Consider the following 22,464-nt stretch of genomic DNA (forward strand, 5'->3'; position numbering starts at 1 on the left):
ACCCTAAGACGGTCAAACGGCGATCAAGACCGCCAAAAGACCAACGTGGCAATGGGAATGGGATCGATCTGACGATTCCGGTTCGTCGACGATCTCTGGGGTACGGCCTTTGATGATCTAGAAGCGTGAAAGGGGTACGAAGTGCCGGCCCAAACCCATGACATCGAAGACCTCCGAGTCAACAGCCGGATGTACGACGCCGTCATCGAGGAGATCGACGGGCGCCGGATTCGCATCGGCCAGGACTGGCTTGTGGACTGGGCTTCCTGCAACTACCTGGGCTTCGACCTGGACGAAGAAGTGATCGAGGCGGTCGAGCCGCAGCTTCGCCGCTGGGGAACCCACCCGAGCTGGTCGCGCATGCTCGGCAGCCCCCGGCTCTATCCGCAACTCGAGGAGCGGCTGACCGAACTGCTCGGCGCCGAGGACGTGCTGCTGCTCCCGACCATCTCGCAGATCCACCTCGGGGTCATCCCGGCCCTGATCGGCCAGGGCACGCTCATCATGGAGAGCCGGGCCCACCGCACTATCTACGACGGCTGCGTTTTCGCCCGCGGCCAGGGCGCCACCATGCGCCGGTTCCGCAGCGGCGAACTGGATGAGCTGGAACGCCACCTCAAGGAGGCCACGGCCCGCCCGGTCATGGTCTGCATGGACGGCGTGAACAGCATGACCGGTGACATCCCGGACCTGAAGCGGTATGCGGCCCTGTGCCGCCAGTACGACGCGACGCTCTACGTCGACGACGCGCATGGCATGGGGGTCATCGGTGAGCGCAGCGCGGTCGAAGCTTCCCCGTACGGCATGCGCGGCAACGCCATCGTCAAGCACAGCGGCGAAACGTACGACAACGTCATCCTCGTCGGCGGGTTCTCCAAGGCGTACTCGTCGTTGCTGGCCTATCTGGCCCTGCCGACCGCGGTGAAGAACAAGCTCAAGGTGGACGCCCCGACCTACCTGTACTCGGGCCCGTCACCGGTGGCATCGCTGGCGACGGTGATGGCCGGGCTCGATGTCAACGAGAAGCGCGGCGACGAACTGCGCACCCACCTCTACCGGCTGACGGCGAAACTGCTTGCCCACGTACGGGGAATGGGTGTGCACACACTCAACGTGCATGACACACCGGTGGTCGAGATCCCCATCTCCGAAGATCACGACCTGATCGACGTGTCGGAGCGGCTGTGGGCGGCCGGCCAGTACGTGACGCTCGCGCCGTATCCGGGTGTGCCGCGCGACGAGATCGGGTTCCGGGTCCAGCTGACCGCCGCGCACACCGAGCAACACGTCGACGACCTCAACGCCGTGCTGAGCGAACTGGCCCGCGACGGCGCGCTGCGGCCCGCGATACCCCAGCAACGGCGCCCGTCATGACCGAGCCCATCGAGACCGCGTCCCGCGACGAGTTGCGCGCCCTCCAGCTCGGCCGTCTGCAGTGGACGCTGCGGCACGCGTACGAGAATGTGCCGCTCTACCACCGCAAGTTCGACGAGGCCGGCGTACGCCCCGAGGACTGCCGGACCCTCGAGGACCTGTCCCGCTTCCCGTTCACCACGAAGCAGGACCTGCGGGAGACCTACCCGTTCGGCATGTTCGCCGTGCCACGCGACCGGATCGCCCGCATCCACGCGTCGAGCGGCACCACCGGCCGCCCCACGGTGGTCGGATACACCCAGGCCGACCTCGACATGTGGGCCGACGTGGTGGCGCGTTCGATCCGGGCGGCCGGCGGGCGTCCCGGCGACCGGGTCCACGTGGCGTACGGCTATGGGCTGTTCACCGGTGGCCTGGGCGCGCACTACGGCGCGGAACGCCTGGGCTGCACCGTGATACCGGTGTCCGGCGGCATGACCGAGCGACAGGTCCGCCTGATCGCCGACTTCGAGCCGGACATCATCATGGTGACGCCGAGCTACATGCTGACCATTGTGGACGAGATGGAGCGGCAGGGCCTCGATCCGCACGGCACGACGTTGCGGGTGGGCATCTTCGGCGCCGAGCCGTGGACCGAGGACATGCGCACCGAGATGGAGTCGCGGCTGGGCATCGACGCGGTCGACATCTACGGCCTGTCCGAGGTGATCGGCCCGGGCGTGGCCGCCGAGTGCGTGGAGACCAAGGACGGTCTGCACGTCTGGGAGGACCACTTCTATCCCGAGATCGTCGACCCCGCCGACGGCCGGGTGCTGCCCGACGGCGACGAGGGTGAGCTGCTCTTCACCTCGCTGACCAAGGAGGCCATGCCGATCATCCGTTACCGGACCCGGGACCTGAGCCGGCTGCTCCCCGGCACGGCCCGCACCATGCGCCGCATGGAACGCATCACCGGCCGCACCGACGACATGATGATCGTGCGCGGGGTGAACGTCTTCCCCACCCAGATCGAGGAACTGATCCTGCGGATCCCCGGCCTGGCCCCGCATTACCAGTGCGTCCTGACCCGCCCCGGCCGCATGGACGAACTGACCGTCCGCGTCGAGTCCCGGCCGGACGCCACCCCGGACGGCCGCGAGCTGGCCGCCCTCATCAAGAACTCGATCGGCGTCACCGCGGCGGTCGAGATCCTCCCGCCCGACGGCCTGGAACGTTCCGTAGGCAAGGCCCGGCGGATCGTCGACAACCGCCGCTGAGAAACGCATTCTGGGCGCCTCGCATTGTTCGCGAGGCGCCCAGCGCCTATCAGCCGCCGGCGATGGAGCTGCCGGCAGAGGTGAAGCTTTGTCAGCCGCCGGTGATGGACCAGTGCCACGGCTCGGACGGCAGGTTGATGAAGCCGTACGCGGAGGCGTGGGCCTGCAGCCACTTGAAGCCGGTGGTGTTGCGGCTCAGGGTCTTGCCGTTCTGGCTGATGTCGATGGCCATGCCGAGCTCGTGCAGCGAGCGGCCCGGAATGGCCGTGGGCACGCGGCAGGAGGAGGACGGCGCGGTCCAGACGTCGGGGCAGCCGTTGCTCTTGCGCAGCTGGATCTGGCGCTCCTTGGTGCGGAAACCACCCCCGGAGAGCACGACGCCGTTGGCCCGGGCGTCGTCGAGCATGCGCTTGAAGGCGTACGCGACGCTGCGGTGCACGGTGATGCCGTAGACCTGCACGGTGTCCGCGACCGCGAACGTGGGGCGGGACTGGGTGACCACGTCGCGGCCGAGGGCGGTGGCCTGGGTCTGCAGCGAGTAGGCGGTCGGCAGGACCGTCAGCTTCTGCTGGGTCACCACGACGGCGGCCGCGGCGGCATCCCGGTTGGTGACCGCGGTGGCGAGCGTCGCGGTGGCCGTACGGGCGTTGATCTGCGCCGCGGACAAGGCGGTGGCCGCCGTCCTGGCCTCGGTCTGGCGCGCGGTCAGGGTCTTGGTGGCGGCCGTGACCGCGTTCTTGGCCTTGGTGATGGCGGCGTTGCTGCGGGGCTTCTTCTTCTCGGCCTTGGCCAGGTTCTGCCGGGCGGTGGTCAGGGTGGTCTGAGCAGCGGTGACGCGGGCTCGAACGTTCTTGTCGGCGGTGGTGGCGGTGGTCAGCTGGGTCTGGGCGAGAGCGCCGGCGTTGGTGGCGTTGGTGAGTTCGGAGTTGCGGGTCACCACGGTCTGCTGCTGAGCGGCGATGGTGGTGCGCAGGGTGGCGGCGGTCTGCTGGCGGGTGAGGCTGCGGTACATCAGCGTGTTCCAGGTCTGGGCCACCGAGGGCGGCGCGGCCTGGGCCGGTGCGGGCGCCGCGAGGGCGGTCAGGCCGAGGGCGACCGCCGCGAGCGGAAGGGTGATGGCCCGGCGGGCTCGGCGGCGGATCGTCGGATCCGGTCGGAGTTCCTGTCGTGTCGTCACCCGGAAGAGACTCCGGGGCGGCGGGAGCTACGCCGTGCCCTCGCGGGTGCGGCCCGGTTGCGCCACCGAGATGATCAGACCAGCGGACGGAACCAGCGGACGAAACCCGCCGCCGGAACGATCGGACCAGCGGACGAACCAGCCGCCGCGAGATCAGCCCAGCGGACGAAAACCGGCCGCCGGAACGATCGGATCAGCGGGACGATCAAGCCGGCCGGACCAGCGCGGCCGCCGCCTCGGCCGCGCGGGCGGCGATGTCGTCGATGCTGTGGGCGCTGCGGCTGAAGAACCCGTCGTGGTAGAGCGAGGCATAACCCTGCGCCACCGCGATGGTGGCCTCGACCAGCAGGAGCGCCCGCGCGTGGTCGGGGGCGGGCGCGAGGTCGAACAGCGTCGTCATCAGCGCGCGGGTGTGTTCGCGGCGCTCGTCGTCGGGTACGGCGTAGAGCTCGGCGGCGAAGATGACCGGAAAGCCGGCGCCGGTGCGAGCCACAAAACGGACGTAGGCCTCGGCGACCCCGGGCAGACCCGTCCCGGCGGCCAGGATCTCGGCGCGCAGGTCACGGGCGGCGACGGCCGACACCGCGCTCAGCAGGTGGGCCCGGTCGGGAAAGTGCCGGTAGGGCGCGGCCGAGCTCACACCCAGCTTGCGGGCCGCGGCGGCGACCGAGAATTTCTGCGGCCCGCATTCGGCCAGCAGCTCGAAACTGGCCCCGATCAGGGCGGCCCGGAGGTCACCATGGTGGTAGCCCTGCTTCGCCGACACGCCGTCCTCCTCGCTTGCGCCGGTGTAAGTAGGCTCTTACATTAGCAAGTGATAGCCCACTTACATTGGCTTGAAGTCGCGGAGGAACAGTGACGATCCGGCTCGGATACCAGATTCCGAACTTCACCTATCCCGGTGTGCCGAACGAGAACCTCTTCGACACGGTGGTGGCGCAGGCCCAGGAGGCCGAGGCTTCCGGCTTCGACACGGTGCTGGTGATGGACCACTTCTATCAGCTGCCCGGCATCGGCACGCCCGACCAGGCGATGCTCGAGTCGTACACGGCCCTGGGCGCGCTCTCCGGCGTGACCTCGACGATCCAGCTGTCGACGCTGGTGACCGGCAACACCTATCGCAACCCGGCCATGCTGGCCAAGACGGTGACGACCCTCGACGTGGTCTCCAAGGGCCGCGCCGTGCTGGGCATCGGCGCCGGCTGGTTCGAGCGCGAGCACCACGACATGGGGTACGAGTTCGGCACCTTCACCGACCGCTTCGAGCGGCTGGACGAGGCCCTGAACATCATCGCGCCCATGCTCAAGGGCGAAGAGGCGACGTACGAGGGAAAGTGGTATGTCGCCCGGGGTGCGATGAACAACCCGCGCGTCCGACCGAACATCCCGATCATGCTGGGCGGCTCGGGTGAGCAGAAGACGTTCCGGCTGGCCGCGCGCTTCGCCGACCACATGAACATCATCTGCGACCTGGCCGACCTGCCGCGCAAGATCTCGGTGCTGCGCGAGCGCTGCGAGGAGATCGGCCGCGACCCGGCCACGCTCAAGACCAGCTTCCTGATCATGGGCATGGTCGGCGAGACCGAGCAGGAGGCCAAGGAGCTGGGCGAGAGCATCCCCGAGGACCGCCGCAACCGCGCCTTCCTCGGCACTCCCGACCAGGTCGCCGAGCAGATCCAGGAGAAGATCCTGGGCGCCGGCGTCGACGGCATCTGCATCAACCTGATCCGCAACGGCCACCGCCCCGGCGTGGTCTCGGCGGTCGGAAAGGCGCTCAGCCCGCTGGTGGCGGGTTGACGACCTCAGCCTGTTGGTGGCGGGCTGACGCAGAAGCGGTTGCCCTCCGGATCGGCCAGGACCCACCACGGACGGGTCCGGGCCGGTTCGGCCATCACCGTCGCACCCGCCTGGAGCAGCGCGAACGGCTCCCGCTCGCGCCCGACCAGGTGCCAGTGCACCCGGCCGCGGTACTGATTGATCCCCGGCACCGGGTCGAAGACCATGTAGTCCCAGGGGAAATCGGGCGCGCCCGCCACCGAGGCCGCCTCGCCCTCCTCCTCCACCTCGCCGCCGAGCACCGCCGCCCACCAGCGGGCCAGCCCGTACGGGTCGGCGCACTTCACCACCAGCTCGAACATGCCCGGCGACCGGCCGTCGGAGGCGCCGAACGCACAGAACTGGTTGCCCTCGGGATCGGCCAGCACGAACCACGGGTCGGGCCCGGGTGACCGCACGAGCCGGGCGCCGGCCGCGACCAGCCCGTGCGGTTCCTCCCCCGGCAGCCGCAGGTCGACGTGCACCCGCGCGTCGTCCGGCCCCGGCCGCTCCACCTCGCGCAGGCGCATGATCTCGCGGCCCGGCCGCCCCGGACCGGGCACGACCCGCAGCTGCCCGTCGCCGTCCTCCCGCACCCGGCCACCCAGCGCCACCCGCCAGAACTCGGCCTGGGCCTCCACATCGGAGACATCGATCGCCAGCCCGTCGAACTGGGCCATCGGGTGCGTGACCCGCCGCAACTGTTCGGAAACCATGGCGCGGCTTACCCCGTATCGCCGCAGTTATCTCTCTCGATCGGGTGAACGGCCCCACGGGGCGAACGCGTTCTTCTCCCTCGGCAGGACGGCTTTCAGCTCGGGACAGTGGCGGTGGATCAGGTCGGTCATCGTGGTCTCGGCGATCCAGTCGAGGCCGAACTGGGTGTAGATCTCGGGACGGTAGTCGGCCGTCAGGAAGCGGTCGCTCTGCAGGCGCCGCGAGGCCATCAGGATGAAGACCCGGAACGCCGTGTCGGAGAAGCCGAAGCCCTCGGGCGGCGTCTCGGCGAACAGGCCCACCATCGTGTCGACCTCGTCGATGCTGCGATAGACCGACCGCAGACGGCGTACGGTCTCGGGGTCGCCGCTCAGGTCTTCCCAGCGCGTGATCCGCGGCATGTGCAGGGCCGCCCGGAAGTCGTTGTACCGCGGCACCCCGCGCATCCTCGTGCGCACCAGATCGACCACCGACAGGTCGACGATCTCGCCCTCCCGCTCCAGGTTGAGCAGCGACAACGGATAGTTGTGCAGCGTGATCGCGCCCGGGTGGGCCGTGCCGAACGAGTGCAGCACGTTCGTCAGCCCGATCGCCCGCAACTCGTCGTCGGCCTTGCCGCCCTGCAGGTCGAGGAACGTCCGCGACCCGATGGTCTGACCGTCCGGTGTGGAGAACGCGTAGTCGTCCGGGATCAGCGGGTGCATGCGGTAGACGGTGACGAAGTCCTCGGTCAGCGAATAGGGCGCGGTGTGGTGGTCGGGGGTCGTCTTCGGGATGCCGTGCAGCGCGTTGACATCGGTGAGCCACAATCCGATCCGGCTCAGCAGATCGTTGGCGGGCACACCGTTCCAGTTGACGTTCATGCCTCGCCTGAGCACGTCGGTGGCGAGGATCGCGGGCGTCCACTCGACGGTGTGGATCTTCGCGATCAGGGCGGCCACGATCAGGCGGGCGGTCTGATAGATCCGCTCGTCGGCCCAGCCCGGGTTGCGCTCGCTCAGCTGATCGCAGAGGACGTTGTGCTCTCGCGCGAACAACGTGTGCATGCTGCTCAGGCCGAGCCACCAGGCCTCGTTGAAGCCGGTGATCTCGGCACCGGCCACGTCGATCGGCAGGTAGCCCTCCGGGGTCAGCTTGATCTTCGGGCCGTCGCGCAGTTCGCCCGCCTTGGCGGTGTCGGTGCCGTAGACCTCGGAGCCGTCCCACCAGTGCGAGGCGACGTTGCCGAACAGCTGCTCGACGCCGTCGGCGCCGACGCCCTGGCTGATGTTGCCGCCGATGCGCATCTCAGGTTCGAGCGGGCCGCCGGGGGTGTTGACCCAGCCGGGCATGCCGGGCGGCAGCGGCACGCGCACGTCGTCGACGCCGAGCGGGTGCCGGGCGTGGACGACCCAGTCGTGCACCTGGAACTGGATCCAGGTCGCGGCCAGGATGTTCAGCGACGTGGCGGGGCGGAACTGGTCGCGGCGCAACAGTTGGCGGCTGACCTCGATCGGGTTCGGTTCGTTGATCAGGTCGGGCCGGTGCACGGCGGGCACGTTGCGGCCGAACGCGGCCCCGACGGCGCCCATGGCGGGGGCCGACAGATCGTTCCAACGGCCCTCGTACGTACGGAAATCGCGCTCTTGATTCTCGGGCGGCACGGGCACATCCCGTACGGCGGGAGGGGCCTCTCGAGCCTCGGTGTCGATCAGATTGTCGCGGCGGAGCACGTCCCGCAGCGCGGCCAGGTTGAGCAGCGCGAGCGAGTCGGGCAGCCGGTGCCACGGCCGGAACCGGTTGACCAGGCCGAAAATGCCGACCATGGCCGAGCTGGCGATCCGGTTGCGGGCCGGCACGTCGGTGAGCCAGCGCTGCCGGTCCCGATGCGCCGCACTGGCGTCGTAGGCGGCCTTCCGTACGCGGTTCAGGTTGCCCAGCGGACGGAAACCGGCGGTGGTGTTCCACGGGTTGAACCGCATCGCGTGCACGACCGGGTTGTCGCACGAGCCGGCCCGGATCGTCAGCGTGGCCACCGGTTCGGGCGGAGCGCTGTCCGAACGCCAGTCGACCGCCGCGTCCTCGATCGGTGTCTCTTGTGGACTGCGGAAGCGCTGCACGCACAACTCGAAGCGGACGTCGCCACCCCGCAGCCGCTCCCCCAGCTCGGCCGTGAGGAAATCGGGGCCGTCCGGCTTGGCCGGCGGCGGCGGGCCGGGCAGCGGGCGCAGCAGATATTGCACGGCCAGCTCGTCGCCCCAGGTGATCGGGATGCGGCTCCAGTAGGTCTCGGTGGCCACGCTGTCGATGCGGCGCCGGCCGGCGAGCACGTTGCGGGCCATCCGGACCGTCTCGCCCGGGCCGAGAACGAACATCAGCCGGGCCAGGCCCAGGTAGCGCCCGAGACCCCCGCCGGCCGTGGCCACCGCGAACTCAGCGAACTGCCGGGCGTCGCGGGCGTGCGAGACCGGCGCGTTGGTCATCAGCAGGTCGTGGTGCCCGGCCGGGCCGGCCGCCACCCGCAGGGCGGCGCCGCGCAGATCGGGTTCGCGGTCGTCGAGGATGCGGCCCTCGGCGTTGCTGAACCGGACGGCCGTTCGATAGACCGCGCCCGGCTGCGCGAAGCCGGCGCGCAGGTCGGCCGGAAGATCCTCACGGAACCGCAGCTCGGCATCGTCCACCGCGTACGTGCCCTTGGCCTGGAAGCCGGCCACGATCTGTTTCGCGCCGGACGCCTTGCGGTTCTTGAGCTGCGTCCGCATGATCTGCACGGCCATCTTCTCGAAGAGCCGCCGTTCGGCCTCGGGCGATCCGCCCAGGTAGGCCTCGCGCCACTGAACCCTGGTCCCCGTCGTCATTCGCAACACTATGGCCCTGCCCCGTGCCCGGCGCTGTCGGTTAGCCGATCCACATAGACCTTTCCCGGCAGGCGGCGCCGTTCCACCGCCGGATCGGCGACGGCCCGTTCACGTCGTACCCGACCGAACACGGAACCGGGGGCCTGTCCTCCGGCCCGGGCGGAGGCGGCGCGTCCACCGGCGTCGGGGCAATAACCGGGGGCGGCGCGTCCACCGGCGTCGGGGCAAAACCCGGAGGCGGCGCGTCCACCGGCATCAGGGCAAAACCCGGAGGCGGCGCGTCCACCGGCATCAGGGCGACAACGGGCGCGGGCTCAACAGCCGGCGGTGCGTCCACGGGAACCAGGGCGACAAGGGCGAGCGCGGCGACGATCGTACGGAACATGGTCTTCTCTTCTCGGTAGGCAACTGCCTCCGAGCCTCGCGACCGCCCGTCCCGCCGACATCGGGAACGAGATCCCCAGGTTTGCCGCGGCCCTCCCCAGAAACCACCGGGGCTCCCTACTTCGTCAGCGACTCCAGGTTCACGACCTCGGCCGCGGCGGGCGCCTTGATGTCGGCGAACGTCTCGCCGTACTCGCTGAAGGTCAGCGCGCCGTCGGCCGGGGTCGGGCCAGCCAGCCGTACGGGATAGGGCTCGCCGGTCGTCGCGATGTAGAGCGTGCCGCCCTCGGGGTCGCCGTCGACCAGGCCGATCGCGGGCTTGCCGTCGATCTGCTCGACCTTGCCCTTGGTGACCGCGCCCTCGTTCTCGAGCAGGTCACCGACGTCGGTGGCGCCGAACATGCCGTTGAAACTCTGGTTCTTGGTCGGCACCAGCACCCAGCGGTCGCCGACCGTGGCCGCGATCTGGGCCGCCTTCTCGGGGGTGTTGCCCAGGCCCCAGAACGTCTCGTCGGGGCGGATGTAGCGCTTGCCGCCGACGGCCAGCATCTCGAGTTTCGGGCCGTCCATGGTCATGGAGCCGGCGAGCTCCTCCCCGGCGACCTTGAAGTCGAGACCGATCTTGCCGTCCTCGGACTTCATCGTGCCCTTCATGTGGAAGGACTTGGCCTGGGCGAGGGCGGCCTTGGCCTTCTCCAGGATCTGCGCCGCCTCGAGGGCTTCGACGCCGTTGCCCGCGGGGGCGACCGGGTCCTGGAACTTGGCGCTGCCGCCGCCCTCGCCCGCGCAGCCGGTGGCCAGGAGCGCGGCCGAGGCCAGGACGACAACCGCGCTGGTGAGCGTCTTCTTCATGGTCTCCCCCGTTTCGTCGCGCCCAAGCTACAGGTGGCGCACAGCGGACTCACAGGGGACCGCCCCTCGGCCGTTCGGGCCTCTGGTTTCACGCCGGTTCCGGCACGCCTCCCGGGTCGGGCGCAGGCTCGGTCGGGACGGGCGACGGTTCGGCCGGTGGCGGGGGCAGCGGATCGGGGCTGCCCGGTTCCAGCTCACCCGGGTCGTCCGGAATGGGCGCCCCGGGGTCGAGCGGCGGATACTTGTCCGGATCGGTCGGGATGCTCTGATTCTGCATCCCCGCCACCTACCCTCTTGATCTTCGGTCAAACACCCGTCACCCGTTGACGGCGTCCCGCCAGGTCAGCCATTTGCGCAGGCCACTGAGGTCGTGGTCGGGTCCTGACGAGTTCACCGTGAACAGGGAGACGCCCAGGTTGAGCAGGGCCGGCGCGACCTCGGAGGGGTCGCCCTGGACGGCGGTCGAGATCTCGATCTCCGACGGGTCGCGCCCCACGTCGGCGCAGTGCTGCCGCAGGATGCCGGCCTTGCGCTCGATGGTCTCGGCGTCGCCGAAGCTGTGCCAGATGTCGGCGTGCTTGGCGACCAGGCGCAGCGTCTTCTTCTCGCCGCCGCCGCCGATCAGGGTCGGGATCTTGCGGGTGGGCGCCGGGTTGAGTTTGGCGAAGCGGGACTCGATGCGCGGCAGCGCCTCGGCCAGGGCGTCAAGACGGCCCCCGGCGGTGCCGAACTCGTAGCCGTACTCCTGGTAGTCCTTCTCGAACCAGCCCGAGCCGATGCCGAGGATCAGGCGGCCGTCGCTGATGTGGTCGACCGTGCGGGCCATGTCGGCCAGCAGTTCCGGATTGCGATAGCTGTTGCAGGTGACCAGGGCGCCGATCTCGACCCGGGACGTCTGTTCGGCCCAGGCGGCCAGCATGGTCCAGCACTCGAAATGCAGGCCCTCGGGTTCGCCGTAGAGGGGATAGAAGTGGTCCCAGTTGAACAGGATGTCGACACCGAGCTCCTCGGCCTCGGCGGCAACGCGGCGGATGGTCTTGTAGTCGGCGTGCTGGGGCTGGAGCTGGAGCCCCACGCGGACGGGCCTCGAGGTCATGATCTTCAGCCTAGGCTTCCGCGTGGCGCGGTGGGCACCGGGCGGGGAAGTCGGTAGATTGAACGCATGGTGACCGGCGAGAAGCGCAGCGCGATGCTGTTGCGCCTGCTCACCCACCTGTTCACGGTTCTTGCCGGCCGGTTCCGTCCCGCCGTCGTGGTCGAGTCTATTGAGGAAGCCGCTCAGCCGGTTCCCGCCGACCGCAGCCGGGTTCTCCGCGCGCAGTTCACCACGGGCGTCCGCGCTTCCCGCGCTCCCCCGTTCGCGTCCGCCTGACCGTCGCCCGACGGTCGCAGCCGACCATCGACGACTTCTCGCGGACGGACCCTTTTCATGAACGTGGTTGCGGAAATGCTGCTGACCGAGCCCGCCCCCGTCGCCATCTGGGCGACCCTCATCGTGCTCACCTTCCCCGCGTTGCTGCTGCTCGGCAGCCCCGAGGGCATGCGCCACCCCGGCCGCGTGGTGCAGGGCCTGGCCGACCTGCTGCGCGAGCGCGGCCGGCGTCGGCGCCGCGAGAGTCAAGAGGCGATCAGAGCATTCCAGTACGCGGGTGAGGTGCGCGTCGCCGCCGACCGCGCAACCGACGCAGCGCAGCGGTGGCAGGAGCGCTGGGAGCAGGCCGAGACCACCATGAACGCGGCCTGGCAGTCCTGGCTGGACGCCGACGCCCGACTGCGCACAATCACGGCCGCGGCCGCCTGGAACGCCCCGTGGTCGGTGCGGACCTGCGAGGAGTACGCGGCCCGCGAGCGTTTCCTGCACCGCGCCGTGACGGCCGCCGCCGACCGGGGCGAGCTCCCCGCCTCGGCCATCGCCGACGCCGTCACCGGCCGCAACGGCTGGGACGCCCGCCTCCACCCGGTCGAGCAGGAGCTGGTGATCGCCCGCGCTTCGACCGCCTGGCTGCGCCACCGCTACGACCAGGCCGCGGCCGCCGAGCGCACCGCCTGGCACGACGCCGACCTGGCCCGCCGTGCCGCCACCAGCCTCAACCACGAGGCCCGGACCGCCGCCGACGAGGCCGCCACGCTGAGCGCCCGCCTGGCGCCGCAGTCCCGCCCGACGGCCCGCGCCACCCACCGCCCGCTGGCCGTCCCCGCCACCTGATCCGCGGCCCGGACCTGGCTCAGTTCGGCGACGGCGTGACGTCGACGATCCAGGTGACGCCGTAACGGTCGGTGAGCATGCCGTAGAGCGGGGCGAAGGGTGCGGGCCCGAGCGGGGTGAGCACGGTGGCGCCGTCGGCGAGACCGTCCCACATCTGCTGGATCTCGCCGGCGTCGTCGCCGCGCAGGGCGATGTAGAACGCGTTCTCACCGGCGTCGAAGGTCTTGGAGGGCTGGACGTCGTAGGCCATGACGCGGAAGCCGTTGGGTGCGGTGACCTGACCCCACGCGACCTGGTCGGCGTGGCTGGGGTCTTCGGCGGCGTGGATGTCGGTGTAGGTCGCGACGGTCACCTCACCGTGGAAAGCCTTGCCGTAGAAGTCGAGCATGTCGCGGGCCTGGCCGCGCGAGTTGATGTGGGCGGTCGTGGTGACTGTCATCCGAACTTCTCCTTGCTGGTTGATCGCATGGCGGGCAGCAGTACGGCATCGATGAGGCCGATGGCGTACTCGGGCGTGATGGGCAGCCGTTGCACCGCGACGCGGCACGTGCACATGAGCGGGAGCACCTGCGCGAGCGCGTCGACGTCGACCGGCCCGTATTCGCCGCGGTCGACCGCCCGCCGGATGAGGATCCGGTTGGCCTCGATCCACGGCTCCGTCCCGCCCCCGGTCAGAACGGCGGCGATGTCCTCGTTGCGTTCGGCGATCGACTGCAGCCCGGCGACGACCCGGACCCGGCGCTCGGACTCCTCCGAGGTATCCGGCTGCATGCTCGCGACGAGGTCTCCGCGCAGGCTGCCGGTGTCGGGCAACCGCTCCAGTTCGGCCGGCCCGGGAGCGAGCCGCTTGACCGCGTCGAGCACCAGATCGATCTTCGTTGGCCACCGCCGGTAGACGGTCGCCCGGGCCGCACCCGCACGCACCGCCACCATGTCGATGGTCATGCCGTCAAAACCGGACTCGGCCAGCACGTCGAGGGTCGCCTCGAGGATCACCGCGTCGCGGGAATGGTCACGCTTGCGGCCACCCCGGCTCGGCGGGCCGACCCGCTCCGTCCGTTCGCTCATGCAATTACGATATCCACGAGTATCGGATCAGGCAAGTATCGAGACTTACCCGTATCACGCCCGGACGAGCCGGGCGGTGGCCGCCGCCTACTCTGGATCCCTTGATCAGGGCCGAGCGGACGGAGCCGCCATGCTGCACGTACGGGTCATCTCGCCCGTGCCCGTCACCGACCGGCTGCGGCAGCATCTCGCCGCCGACGAGGCGGTCACCCATCTGATCGTGCTGCCGGGTGTCGCGCAGGTGCCGCCGGGCGACGTGATCGAGTTCGACGTCGTGCGCGAGGGCGCCAGCCGGGTGCTCGACGACCTGCGCGGCCTCGGGCTCGACCACGACGGGGCCATCGTGGTCGAGCGGATCGACACCACTCTGTCGGCCTCGGCCGACCGGGCCGCGCGGCGGGTGCCCGGCCTGGGAGTCGACGCGGTCGTCTGGCACGAGATCGAACATCAGACCGGCGAGGAAGCGACCCTGTCCGCCTCGTATCTGGCCTTCATGATCGTGGCAATGATCATCGCCGCCGTCGGGGTGTTGCTGGACCAGCCGATCCTGATCGTCGGCTCGATGGTCGTCGGACCCGAGTTCGGTCCGCTGGCCGCGCTCTGCGTCGCCCTCGTGCAGCGCAGATCTGCCCTGCTGCGGCGCTCCGTGCTCGCGCTCGCGGTCGGCTTCCCGGTCGGCATGCTCGTCACCGTCGTAGCGGTGTGGCTGCTCACCGCCGCCGATCTGGTCGACCGGTCGATGCTGCTGGACGAGCGGCCGCTGACCGACTTCATCTGGCGCCCGGACGCCCTGTCCTGGGTCATCGGCTTCCTCGGCGGGGTCGCCGGCATCCTCTCGCTGACCTCTGCCAAGGCCGGCACGCTGGTCGGGGTCCTGATCTCGGTGACGACCATCCCGGCCGCGGCCAACGCGGCGGTCGCGCTGGCCTACGGCGTACGGGCGGAGGTGTTCGGATCGACCCTCCAGCTGATCATCAACCTGGCCGCCATCGTCCTCGGCGGTGTCCTGACCCTGCTTGTTCAGCGGCTGGTGTGGAGCCGGGCACGCGCCTGACACGGGCCCCGCGGGCCAGGGCGGGGCGGGGCGGTAGCACACGTTCGGGCGCGTCGCGACGGCGGCGGGCGCACGTTCGGCTCGAGTCAGGTCGGGGCGGGGCGGTAGCACACGTTCGGGCGCGTCGCGACGGCGGCGGGCGCACGTTCGGCTCGAGTCAGGTCGGGGCGGGGCGGTAGCACACGTTCGGGCGCGTCGCGACGGCGGCGGGCGCAGGTTCGGCTCGAGGTCAGGTGCGGGGTGGCGCGGTAGTTCCGCGGATTATCAGCTCGGGCGGGATCACGGACTCCCGGCCGGCGACGGCTGTGCCCTCCAAGCGGGCTACGAGGCGGGTTATCGCCTGGCGGGTCATGGTGGGGACGTCCTGGGCGATCGTGGTCAGGTTGATGTGGGCCAGGCGGGCCAGGCTGCTGTCGTCGTAACCGACCACGCTGATGTCCCGGGGCACCTGGACGTTGGCTCGGGTGAAAGCGTCGAGGACGCCGGTGGCGCAGCGGTCGTTGAAGACCGTTACCGCGGTGGGCAGGTTGTTCAGGAGCTCGCGGGCCGCGACGGCGCCGACCTCCTCGGTCAGGCCGCCTGGAACGATCCAGATGTAGGGCTCCAGGCCGTGGCGCTTCATCGCGGACCGGTAGCCGCGGCGGCGATCGGCGGCTCCGGGGGAACGGCCGCCGTCGATGTGCGCGATCCGGCGGTGGCCCAGGCTGACCACATGGTCGACCGCCTGGGCGGTTCCGGTGGCGTCGGCGGTACGGACGACATCGATGCCCTCGATCTTCAGGCCGCGGGCCAGCACCGTGACCGGGATCCGGGCGGCCAGCTCGGTCAGGGCGGCCGCGCTGGAGTGGGGGCCGAGCAGGATCAGGGCCTCGCACCTGTCCTGCCGCAGGCCGCGGATCGCCTCGGACTCGTCGCGTTCGGGGGTGACCGCGCTCAACGCCAGCTCGTACCCGGTCTCGCGCGCCGCCGAGTAGAGGCCGGTGACCAGGTCGGCGTGGAACGGATGCTGGATGCCGAAGACGACCCCGAGCAGGCGGCTGCGGCCGCTGCGCAACAGCCGGGCCCGACTGTCGGGATGGTAGCCGAGCTCGTCGGCGGCCTCGAGCACCCGCCGCCGGGTCTCCGGGCTCGCACCCCGCTCGTCACGCATCACCAGCGACACCAGCGATTTCGAGACACCGGCCCGGATCGCCACATCGGTCAGTGTCGGTCTGCGTTCGTCGGGCACGACACGAGGGTAATCGCAAATGCTGGAACGTTCCAGGGCGTGTCTTGACGCCGGCCGGTGCGGACCGCAGCCTCAGGAGGACGGTCTGGAACGTTCCAGGAGGAGGCAGCAGCATGGTGGGAGTGGCACTGATCGGTTCGGGGCGGATGGGATCGTTCCATGGCGAGACGCTGGCGCGACGCCTGCCCGGTGTCCGGCTTGTCGCGGTCGCCGACCCGGCGCCAGGCGCGGCCGAGGCACTCATCAGGGCAGTCGGCGGAGTAGCTGCCGCATACCCGGGCGGAGTACAAGCAGGGGCCGACCCGCACGTGGACAGGGCCGCCGCCTATGAGGACGTGGAACTGGTGTGGGCCGACCCGCGGGTGGACGCGGTGGTTGTCGCGGCGCCGGCTCGGTTCCACGCCGACCTTGCGGTGGCAGCGGCCCGGGCCGGCAAGCACGTCTTCTGTGAGAAGCCGATGGCTTTGACGCTGGAGGACGCCGACCGGGTGATCGACGCCGCCCGGGCCGCGGGGGTGCTGTTGCGGGTCGGGTTCAACCGGCGCTTCGCCCCGGACTGGGCCGCCGCCCGCCGCCTGATCGACGACGGACAGGTGGGCACTCCGCGGCTGTTGCGATCGCTCACCCGCGATCCGGGTGGCTTCGACCCGGCCCGTATCCCGGCCGGCACCATCTTCAACGAGACGCTGATCCACGACTTCGACACGCTGCGGTTCCTGAACCCGGGCGCCGAGGCGGTCGAGGTCCACGCGGTCGCGGACGCCCTGGTCGAACCGGAGTGGCGCGACCGGGGCCTGCTCGACACGGCCGTCGTCACGGTCCGTTTCAGCAACGGCGCGATCGGCACGGCCGAGGCGTGCTTCGAGGCGAGCTACGGCTACGACGTCCGAGGAGAGGTGCTGGGCGACGGCGGAATGGCCACCATGGGCGACGGCCGCCGCACGAGCCTGACGTTCTCCGGCGCGAACGGCCGCCTCGTCGAAACGGCTCGCGGCGACCAGGAACTGTTCGCCGACGCCTACATCGCCGAGCTGGCCTCCTTCACCACCGCGGTCGCGACCAGGACGGCGGAAGCGAGGACCGGCGCCGACGGGGAGGATGGGCACGATGCCGGCCGGGAGGAAAGGCGCGCTGCCGACCGGGAGGACGGGCACGGTGCCGGCCGGGAGGAAAGGCGCGCTGCCGACCGGGAGGACGGGCACGGTGCCGGCCGGGAGGAAAGGCACCCTGCCGGGCGGGAGGAAAGGCGCGCTGCCGGCGGAGGAGTCGGGAACGCAGGGTTCGCGGCAGTGGGGGAAGACGCTCGGGCGGCTCTCGCGGTTGCGCTTGCGGCGGCGGCCTCCGTGCGTACGGGGAAAGCGGTTGAGGTGGCCAAATGAGCGACTTCCGGCTGGCTGTGTGCGCGGAGATGGTGTTTCTGGAGCTGCCGTTCGTCGAGCGGGTACGCACGATCGCGGGGCTGGGTTTCGACGTGGAGATGTGGGAGTGGGCCGGCAAGAATCTCGACGAGGTCGAGCGGGCGGGCGCGACCATCTCGTCGATGACCGGCTACCTCGGCGGGACGCTCGCCGACGCGGACGGGGCCGAGGAACTGCTGAAGACGGCGCGGATGTCGCTCGATGTGGCGGAGCGGCTCGGGTGCCCGCGGCTCAATGTGCACGGGACGGGGCTGGATGAGCGGGGGCTTCCGGTGGTGCCGGCCGGTGAGGTCACGCCGGCGATGTGGCTTACGGCGGCGCGGACGCTGGAACGGCTGGCCGAGCTGGGTGAGCGGGCGGGGCGGGTATTCACGCTGGAGAACCTGAACACCGCCGTCGACCATCCGGGGACGCCGTTCGCGCGGGCCGCCGACACGATCGCGCTCGTGGAGGCGGTGGGGAGTCCGTTCGTACGGCTGAACCTCGATCTTTATCACGCCCAGATCGGTGAGGGTGATCTCGTGCGGCTGGTCGAGCGGGCACTGCCGTTCGTGGGCGAGATCCAGGTGGCCGACGTTCCGAACAGGACGGAGCCGGGGACCGGTGAGATTCACTATCCGGCTGTAGCCGCCGCCCTGCGCCGACGGGGATATCGGGGCGTGGTCGCGCTGGAAGCGTGGGCATCCGGTGACTCGACAGTGGCGCTGGAACGCTTCCGGAGCGTCTTCTCCGGGAACGGGGACCAGCCCGGCAACGGTCAGGGCTGGTAGCAACAGTCGGAGCAGATGCGCGGCTCGGGCAGGGTGAAGGCCAGGCAGCAGGTACGGCGGCGGAGCCGGCCGTTGTCGTCCCACTCGATCAGGTCCTGGACATCGACGGCCTTGAGGAGGGTGTCGATCGCCTGCGCGGAGGCGTCGGGTACGGCCCGTACGGCGTGCCGGGCCGCGTGGGCGAGGCTGGCAGACAGGGATCCCAGCAACGGCCGCCGGGCAATCCGGACCTCGCGCTGCAGGGCGTCGAGCAGCGGCGTCACGTGTTCGTCGAGGAGCACCCGCCGCAGCGTCGCCGGGTCAGCCGGATCGGACGGGGTGCCGGGCCGCAGGCCGAGCCGGATCGGCGCGTCCGGCGCGTCGAGCCGGACCAGCACCTGGGCCGCGGTCACGTGCGGCACCTGGCGGGACGCGACCCAGCCGAACGCGGCCGGCAGGCACAGCCAGTACGAGTAGGCCTTCCACATCAGCGCCGCCGCGACGTGCGGCCTCGCGTCCCACCGGCGCCGCGCCGCCGCGAGCAGCAGTCCTGAGTCCTCCCCGGCCAGGGCGGTGGCCGGAATCCACCCCTCGGGGTCGGACACGACGAGCCCGGGCGCCAGCCCCGGAAGGGTGCTGGTGCCGAACGCGCCGCGGACGGCGGCAAGGAGATCGTCCACCGCCGAGGTATACCCGGCCGCGGCCGCGCGACGCGCCCGGGCCGGGATCGGCGATCCCCTCCGCAAAAAGGACCACCCGGCCTCAGGCCCAGGGCGCGTGAATGATCTTGTCGACGGCGATCGTCATGATGAGGCGCACCTGGTCGCGGCCGCCGAACCACGGGTACGGGCCGCCGAGGTACTTCTGGGCCAGCTCGTCGATGTGCTCGGCGCCGCCCTTGGGGGTGATGTCGACGACGCGGCCCTTCACGGAGTAGTAGTCGGCCGCGTTCTCCGGGTTGGTCACGATCACCGCGACGCGGGGGTCGCGCTCGACGTTGCGGACCTTGCGGAAGCCCTCGACCGTGTTGATCACGATGTGTTCGCCGTCGGTGCCGACCCAGGTCTCGGTGAGCTGCGGTGACCCGTCAGGGTCGGTGGTCGCGATGAAGCACGGGCTCGGGCCGTTGAGCAGGGTCAGCAGACCCTCAGGCAAGATCGTCACACTCCCGACCGTAGCGCGGTGATCGTCATGCAACCGTCACAGTCCCGCGCAGGGCCCGCCAACCAAGCGGGTAACTGTGGGTGCATGACTACCGACGAAGCCGTACGGACGCGGGTGGCCCGCAGGCTGGGCCGGGACCTCGTTCTCACGCCGAGCGCGTTCATCGGGGTCGCCGGGGTGTGGCTGGTGGTCACACCGGTGGTCATCGACCACGGCGTCTACCCGTGGATCAACGACGTCGTGGCCGGGGTCGTGCTGATCGTGATCGCCGCCGCCCAGATCGTGATGCCGCACCGCTCGCTCGCCCTGAGCGCGGCCGCGGCCCTGATCGGGGCCTGGCTGGCCTCCGCGCCGTGGGTGCTCGACTATCCGGACCAGCTGCACGTGGCTTGGAACGACAAGCTCGTCGGCGCCCTCGTGGTGCTGCTCGCCGTGGTCAACGGGCTGCCGCGCGCCGCCAAGCGGTCTTGACCCTGCTGGCCGGGCGTTACCGGCTGGGCGGGGCGATCGGGCAGGGCGGCATGGCGGTGGTGCGACGGGCCGACGACCGGGTGCTGCGGCAGCCGGTCGCGGTCAAGATGCTCACGCCTGACCGCGCCCAGAACCAGGCCCATCAGGCAGCCGTACGCCGGGAGGCTCGAACCGGCGTACGGCTGCGTCACCCGAACATCGCGCGGGTGCTCGACTACGGCGAGACCGACAACGCCGGCCCGTTCCTGGTCATGGAGCTGGTGCCTGGCCCGACCCTGGCCGCCCGCCTCACCGCGCACGGCCCGTTGCCGTGGCCCGAGGCGGCCGCCGCGTGCGCCGGGATCGCCCGCGCGCTGGCCGCCGCCCACGCCCGCGACCTGGTGCACCGCGACGTCAAGCCGGCCAACATCATGCTGGCCCCAGGCGGCGCGAAACTGGTCGACTTCGGCTTCGCCGACCGCACCGGCGGCCCGTCGACCGACGCCGACGGTCGGGTCTGGGGAACCCCGGCCTACCTCGCGCCCGAACAGCTCCACGGCCGCCCGACCGGCCCGGCCACCGACGTCTACGCGCTCGCCCTGGTGCTGCATTCCTGCCTCACCGGCGGCCCGGCCTGGCCCGGCACCGACCCTGACGAGGTGGTCCGGGCCCGGGTCGCGCGGCCGGTCCCGCGCCTGTCCGGCGTGGCCGGGACACTCTTCGACGAGTGCGTCGCCATCGACCCGGAGACTCGACCAACCGCTGAGTGTTTCGCTTATGCGATCGAGGCCCTGAACCATTCAGAGTCTCATGGCGGCCGCCTGTAATCGGAGGCATGACACTTCTCATCGGTGGGACGGGCAAGACCGGACGGCGCGTGGCCGAGCGACTGGCGGCCCGCGGGGAACACGTGCGCATCGGGTCGCGGAAGTCGGAGATCCGGTTCGACTGGGACGACGAGACGAGCTGGCGGCCGGCGATCGAAGGCGAGAAGGCCGCGTACATCACCTTCTATCCCGACCTCGGGCTGCCGGGCGCGGCCGCGAAGGTGGGCGCCTTCGCCGATCTGGCCGCGGCCTGCGGGGTCGAGCAGCTGGTGCTGCTGTCGGGCCGGGGCGAGCCGCTGGCGCAGGAGGCCGAGCAGCGGGTGAAGGACGCGGGCACCGGCTGGACGATCGTCACCTGTGCCTGGTTCGCGCAGAACTTCAGCGAGGACTTCCTCGTCGGGGCGGTGCTCAGCGGCGACATCCGGCTCCCCGCGGGCGATGTGGCCGAACCGTTCGTGGACGCCGACGACATCGCCGAGGTGGTGGCGGCCGCGCTCACCGACCCGCAGCACCGGGGCCGGCACTACGAGCTGACCGGTCCCGAGGCGCTGACGTTCGGGCAGGTCGCGGACGAGCTGAGCCGGGTCGTCGGGCGGACGGTCCGCTACACGCCGATCAGCCACGAGGAGTACCGGTCGGTGCTGCGGGAGGCGGGGCTGCCGGTAGAGCTGGGCGACATGTTCCGCGGCATCCTCGACGGGCGCAACGCCACGCCGGCCGACGGGGTGCGGCAGGCGCTGGGACGACCGGCGACACCCTTTTCCTCGTACGCCGAAAAGGCCGCCGCCGCCTGGAGCTGAGCACCTGTAGTTTGTCGTCCATGGACGCGCTGACCGGTCTGCTGGACGGGCCCCGGGCCCGCGGGGCGTTCCTGCTGCGCTCGGTCCTGGATCCGCCGTGGTCGCTGCGGATCCAGGACGGCTCGCCGCTCTCGCTCATCACGCTCGTGCGCGGCGAGGCGTGGATCCTCAAGCCGGACGCGCCCCCGGCCCGCATCGGCTCGGGCGACGTGGCGGTGGTCAACGGCACCGAGCCGTACGTGATGGCCGACGACCCGGGCACCGCCCCGCAGATCGTCATCCATCCGGGCCAGCGCTGCGAGTCGGTCGACGGCACCGAGATGTCGCTGACCGGGCAGGGGGTGCGCACGTGGGGCGCCCGGCCCGAGGGCGCGACCGTGATGATCAGCGGTACCTACCAGATGCACAGCGAGGTCAGCCGTCGCATGCTCGACGCCTTGCCGGGGCTGCTGATCCGGCCGGCCGAGGCGGGTGACCGGGCGCTGATCGACCTGCTCGTGCGCGAGATGAACGGCACCGAACCGGCCCAGGACCTCGTCCTCGACCGGCTGCTCGACCTCGTGCTGGTCTCGGTGCTGCGGTCCTGGCTGGCCGCGCCGTCCGACGACGCGCCGGGCTGGCAGCGGGCCCAGACCGATCCCGTGGTCGGGCCCGCGCTGCGGCTGATCCACGACGATCCGGCGTACGGCTGGACCGTGGCCTCTCTGGCCATGCGCACGGGCGTGTCCCGAGCCTCGCTGGCGCGCCGCTTCACCGAGGTCGTGGGCGAGTCCCCGATGGCCTACCTGACGAGCTGGCGGCTCATCCTGGCCGCCGATCTGCTGCGGCAGGGCGACACCACCCTGGAGTCGGTGGCGCGGCGGGTCGGCTACGGCAGCGCGTTCGCCCTCAGCACGGCGTTCAAGCGCGAGCGCGGGGTCAGCCCGCAGGAATACCGCCGCCGCCCGGCTCACGCGCCCCACCCGTCTCCCCTGCCCCGCGTGGTCAGGCTCACGTGACCTGAACACCCGATGTGGGTGTCAGACCCGATGGCAAACCCGGTCGCCGCCAGGCAGGGTCGAGGGGCAACGTTCTCCTCCTCCTGAGTC

Annotated in this window: 24 protein-coding genes; 12 read left to right on the top strand and 12 right to left on the bottom strand. The window is 70.8% G+C overall.

All coding sequences use genetic code 11. The features are described from left to right. Positions 1–141 precede the first annotated feature (141 nt). Positions 142–1,374: an aminotransferase class I/II-fold pyridoxal phosphate-dependent enzyme gene (locus JIG36_RS03020; protein WP_307872546.1), complete on the top strand. Its 1,233-nt coding sequence runs from the start codon at positions 142–144 to the stop codon at positions 1,372–1,374. Next, positions 1,371–2,630, top strand: coding sequence for a phenylacetate--CoA ligase PaaK (paaK, locus tag JIG36_RS03025; protein WP_203374407.1), 1,260 nt, complete (start codon positions 1,371–1,373; stop codon positions 2,628–2,630). The genes JIG36_RS03020 and paaK overlap by 4 nt, the downstream gene beginning before the upstream one ends. Positions 2,631–2,721: 91 nt before the next feature. On the opposite strand, the gene JIG36_RS03030 is transcribed toward paaK, so the two are convergent. Then, a complete protein-coding gene (locus JIG36_RS03030) occupies positions 2,722–3,807 on the bottom strand; it encodes a M15 family metallopeptidase (RefSeq protein WP_307872547.1) in 1,086 nt (361 codons plus the stop codon). A gap of 205 nt (positions 3,808–4,012) precedes the next feature. Then, on the bottom strand, positions 4,013–4,573 hold the full coding sequence (locus tag JIG36_RS03035; protein ID WP_203374408.1) for a TetR/AcrR family transcriptional regulator: 561 nt from the start codon (positions 4,571–4,573) through the stop codon (positions 4,013–4,015). A gap of 89 nt (positions 4,574–4,662) precedes the next feature. On the opposite strand from JIG36_RS03035, the gene JIG36_RS03040 reads away from it, so the two are divergent. Continuing rightward, complete coding sequence (locus JIG36_RS03040) at positions 4,663–5,604, top strand: LLM class F420-dependent oxidoreductase (RefSeq protein ID WP_203374409.1); 942 nt, start codon at positions 4,663–4,665, stop codon at positions 5,602–5,604. 5 nt (positions 5,605–5,609) lie between these two features. Here the strand turns inward: JIG36_RS03040 and JIG36_RS03045 are convergent, their stop codons facing one another. The 5 genes from JIG36_RS03045 to JIG36_RS03065 all read right to left on the bottom strand — a co-directional run bounded on the left by JIG36_RS03045 (position 5,610) and on the right by JIG36_RS03065 (position 11,508). Next, positions 5,610–6,338: a VOC family protein gene (locus JIG36_RS03045; RefSeq protein ID WP_203374410.1), complete on the bottom strand. Its 729-nt coding sequence runs from the start codon at positions 6,336–6,338 to the stop codon at positions 5,610–5,612. 27 nt (positions 6,339–6,365) lie between these two features. Continuing rightward, positions 6,366–9,176: a peroxidase family protein gene (locus JIG36_RS03050; RefSeq protein ID WP_203374411.1), complete on the bottom strand. Its 2,811-nt coding sequence runs from the start codon at positions 9,174–9,176 to the stop codon at positions 6,366–6,368. Positions 9,177–9,677: 501 nt separating this feature from the next. Continuing rightward, entirely contained in the window at positions 9,678–10,412 is a 735-nt protein-coding gene (locus JIG36_RS03055) for a hypothetical protein (protein ID WP_203374412.1), read from the bottom strand. Between the two features lie 88 nt (positions 10,413–10,500). Continuing rightward, positions 10,501–10,689: a hypothetical protein gene (locus tag JIG36_RS03060; protein ID WP_203374413.1), complete on the bottom strand. Its 189-nt coding sequence runs from the start codon at positions 10,687–10,689 to the stop codon at positions 10,501–10,503. A gap of 39 nt (positions 10,690–10,728) precedes the next feature. Further along, entirely contained in the window at positions 10,729–11,508 is a 780-nt protein-coding gene (locus JIG36_RS03065) for an LLM class F420-dependent oxidoreductase (protein ID WP_203374414.1), read from the bottom strand. 66 nt (positions 11,509–11,574) lie between these two features. On the opposite strand from JIG36_RS03065, the gene JIG36_RS03070 reads away from it, so the two are divergent. After that, entirely contained in the window at positions 11,575–11,784 is a 210-nt protein-coding gene (locus tag JIG36_RS03070; RefSeq protein ID WP_203374415.1) for a hypothetical protein, read from the top strand. A 57-nt stretch (positions 11,785–11,841) separates the two neighbouring features. Next, on the top strand, positions 11,842–12,618 hold the full coding sequence (locus JIG36_RS03075) for a hypothetical protein (RefSeq protein WP_203374416.1): 777 nt from the start codon (positions 11,842–11,844) through the stop codon (positions 12,616–12,618). Positions 12,619–12,637: 19 nt separating this feature from the next. On the opposite strand, the gene JIG36_RS03080 is transcribed toward JIG36_RS03075, so the two are convergent. Further along, positions 12,638–13,057, bottom strand: a complete 420-nt coding sequence (locus tag JIG36_RS03080; protein WP_203374417.1) for a VOC family protein — start codon at positions 13,055–13,057, stop codon at positions 12,638–12,640. Further along, entirely contained in the window at positions 13,054–13,686 is a 633-nt protein-coding gene (locus tag JIG36_RS03085) for a TetR-like C-terminal domain-containing protein (RefSeq protein ID WP_203374418.1), read from the bottom strand. Before JIG36_RS03085 ends, JIG36_RS03080 begins: the two co-directional genes overlap by 4 nt. A 130-nt stretch (positions 13,687–13,816) precedes the next feature. Here JIG36_RS03085 and JIG36_RS03090 point away from each other — a divergent pair, with 130 nt between their 5' ends. Beyond that, positions 13,817–14,740, top strand: a complete 924-nt coding sequence (locus tag JIG36_RS03090) for a DUF389 domain-containing protein (RefSeq protein WP_203374419.1) — start codon at positions 13,817–13,819, stop codon at positions 14,738–14,740. 229 nt (positions 14,741–14,969) lie between these two features. Here JIG36_RS03090 and JIG36_RS03095 read toward each other — a convergent pair whose 3' ends face one another. Then, a complete protein-coding gene (locus JIG36_RS03095; protein WP_307872548.1) occupies positions 14,970–15,968 on the bottom strand; it encodes a LacI family DNA-binding transcriptional regulator in 999 nt (332 codons plus the stop codon). A gap of 113 nt (positions 15,969–16,081) precedes the next feature. Here JIG36_RS03095 and JIG36_RS03100 point away from each other — a divergent pair, with 113 nt between their 5' ends. Both JIG36_RS03100 and JIG36_RS03105 read left to right on the top strand, forming a co-directional pair. Further along, positions 16,082–17,347, top strand: coding sequence for a Gfo/Idh/MocA family oxidoreductase (locus JIG36_RS03100; protein ID WP_203374420.1), 1,266 nt, complete (start codon positions 16,082–16,084; stop codon positions 17,345–17,347). Next, complete coding sequence (locus JIG36_RS03105; protein WP_203374421.1) at positions 17,344–18,156, top strand: TIM barrel protein; 813 nt, start codon at positions 17,344–17,346, stop codon at positions 18,154–18,156. The genes JIG36_RS03100 and JIG36_RS03105 overlap by 4 nt, the downstream gene beginning before the upstream one ends. Here the strand turns inward: JIG36_RS03105 and JIG36_RS03110 are convergent. Together JIG36_RS03110 and JIG36_RS03115 are read right to left on the bottom strand one after the other, a co-directional pair. Beyond that, positions 18,144–18,815 (bottom strand): hypothetical protein, encoded by a 672-nt coding sequence (locus JIG36_RS03110; RefSeq protein ID WP_203374422.1) that lies wholly within the window; start codon positions 18,813–18,815, stop codon positions 18,144–18,146. The two genes, JIG36_RS03105 and JIG36_RS03110, sit on opposite strands and share 13 nt — an antisense overlap. Positions 18,816–18,897: 82 nt before the next feature. After that, complete coding sequence (locus JIG36_RS03115) at positions 18,898–19,299, bottom strand: PPOX class F420-dependent oxidoreductase (protein ID WP_203374423.1); 402 nt, start codon at positions 19,297–19,299, stop codon at positions 18,898–18,900. 84 nt (positions 19,300–19,383) lie between these two features. Here JIG36_RS03115 and JIG36_RS03120 point away from each other — a divergent pair, with 84 nt between their 5' ends. Genes JIG36_RS03120 through JIG36_RS03135 form a run of 4 tightly spaced genes read left to right on the top strand, consistent with a single transcriptional unit; the run spans position 19,384 to position 22,374 of the window. Beyond that, on the top strand, positions 19,384–19,770 hold the full coding sequence (locus tag JIG36_RS03120; protein ID WP_203374424.1) for an SPW repeat domain-containing protein: 387 nt from the start codon (positions 19,384–19,386) through the stop codon (positions 19,768–19,770). After that, positions 19,767–20,576 carry a serine/threonine-protein kinase gene (locus JIG36_RS03125; RefSeq protein ID WP_203374425.1) on the top strand — a complete coding sequence of 270 codons (810 nt, stop codon included), beginning with the start codon at positions 19,767–19,769 and terminating at the stop codon, positions 20,574–20,576. The genes JIG36_RS03120 and JIG36_RS03125 overlap by 4 nt, the downstream gene beginning before the upstream one ends. Positions 20,577–20,584: 8 nt before the next feature. Then, complete coding sequence (locus tag JIG36_RS03130; protein WP_203374426.1) at positions 20,585–21,376, top strand: NmrA family NAD(P)-binding protein; 792 nt, start codon at positions 20,585–20,587, stop codon at positions 21,374–21,376. 20 nt (positions 21,377–21,396) lie between these two features. Continuing rightward, complete coding sequence (locus JIG36_RS03135; RefSeq protein ID WP_203374427.1) at positions 21,397–22,374, top strand: AraC family transcriptional regulator; 978 nt, start codon at positions 21,397–21,399, stop codon at positions 22,372–22,374. Positions 22,375–22,464: the final 90 nt, after the last annotated feature.

Source organism: Paractinoplanes ovalisporus, from assembly GCF_016834655.1.
Lineage (GTDB): Bacteria > Actinomycetota > Actinomycetes > Mycobacteriales > Micromonosporaceae > Actinoplanes > Actinoplanes ovalisporus.

Coding starts and splice junctions, on each gene's coding strand:
- paaK (WP_203374407.1), top strand. CDS start 1,371: ATGACCGAGCCCATCGAGACCGCGTCCCGCGACGAGTTGCGCGCCCTC.
- JIG36_RS03045 (WP_203374410.1), bottom strand. CDS start 6,338: ATGGTTTCCGAACAGTTGCGGCGGGTCACGCACCCGATGGCCCAGTTC.
- JIG36_RS03050 (WP_203374411.1), bottom strand. CDS start 9,176: ATGACGACGGGGACCAGGGTTCAGTGGCGCGAGGCCTACCTGGGCGGA.
- JIG36_RS03055 (WP_203374412.1), bottom strand. CDS start 10,412: ATGAAGAAGACGCTCACCAGCGCGGTTGTCGTCCTGGCCTCGGCCGCG.
- JIG36_RS03060 (WP_203374413.1), bottom strand. CDS start 10,689: ATGCAGAATCAGAGCATCCCGACCGATCCGGACAAGTATCCGCCGCTC.
- JIG36_RS03065 (WP_203374414.1), bottom strand. CDS start 11,508: ATGACCTCGAGGCCCGTCCGCGTGGGGCTCCAGCTCCAGCCCCAGCAC.
- JIG36_RS03070 (WP_203374415.1), top strand. CDS start 11,575: ATGGTGACCGGCGAGAAGCGCAGCGCGATGCTGTTGCGCCTGCTCACC.
- JIG36_RS03075 (WP_203374416.1), top strand. CDS start 11,842: ATGAACGTGGTTGCGGAAATGCTGCTGACCGAGCCCGCCCCCGTCGCC.
- JIG36_RS03080 (WP_203374417.1), bottom strand. CDS start 13,057: ATGACAGTCACCACGACCGCCCACATCAACTCGCGCGGCCAGGCCCGC.
- JIG36_RS03085 (WP_203374418.1), bottom strand. CDS start 13,686: ATGAGCGAACGGACGGAGCGGGTCGGCCCGCCGAGCCGGGGTGGCCGC.
- JIG36_RS03090 (WP_203374419.1), top strand. CDS start 13,817: ATGCTGCACGTACGGGTCATCTCGCCCGTGCCCGTCACCGACCGGCTG.
- JIG36_RS03100 (WP_203374420.1), top strand. CDS start 16,082: ATGGTGGGAGTGGCACTGATCGGTTCGGGGCGGATGGGATCGTTCCAT.
- JIG36_RS03105 (WP_203374421.1), top strand. CDS start 17,344: ATGAGCGACTTCCGGCTGGCTGTGTGCGCGGAGATGGTGTTTCTGGAG.
- JIG36_RS03120 (WP_203374424.1), top strand. CDS start 19,384: ATGACTACCGACGAAGCCGTACGGACGCGGGTGGCCCGCAGGCTGGGC.
- JIG36_RS03130 (WP_203374426.1), top strand. CDS start 20,585: ATGACACTTCTCATCGGTGGGACGGGCAAGACCGGACGGCGCGTGGCC.
- JIG36_RS03135 (WP_203374427.1), top strand. CDS start 21,397: ATGGACGCGCTGACCGGTCTGCTGGACGGGCCCCGGGCCCGCGGGGCG.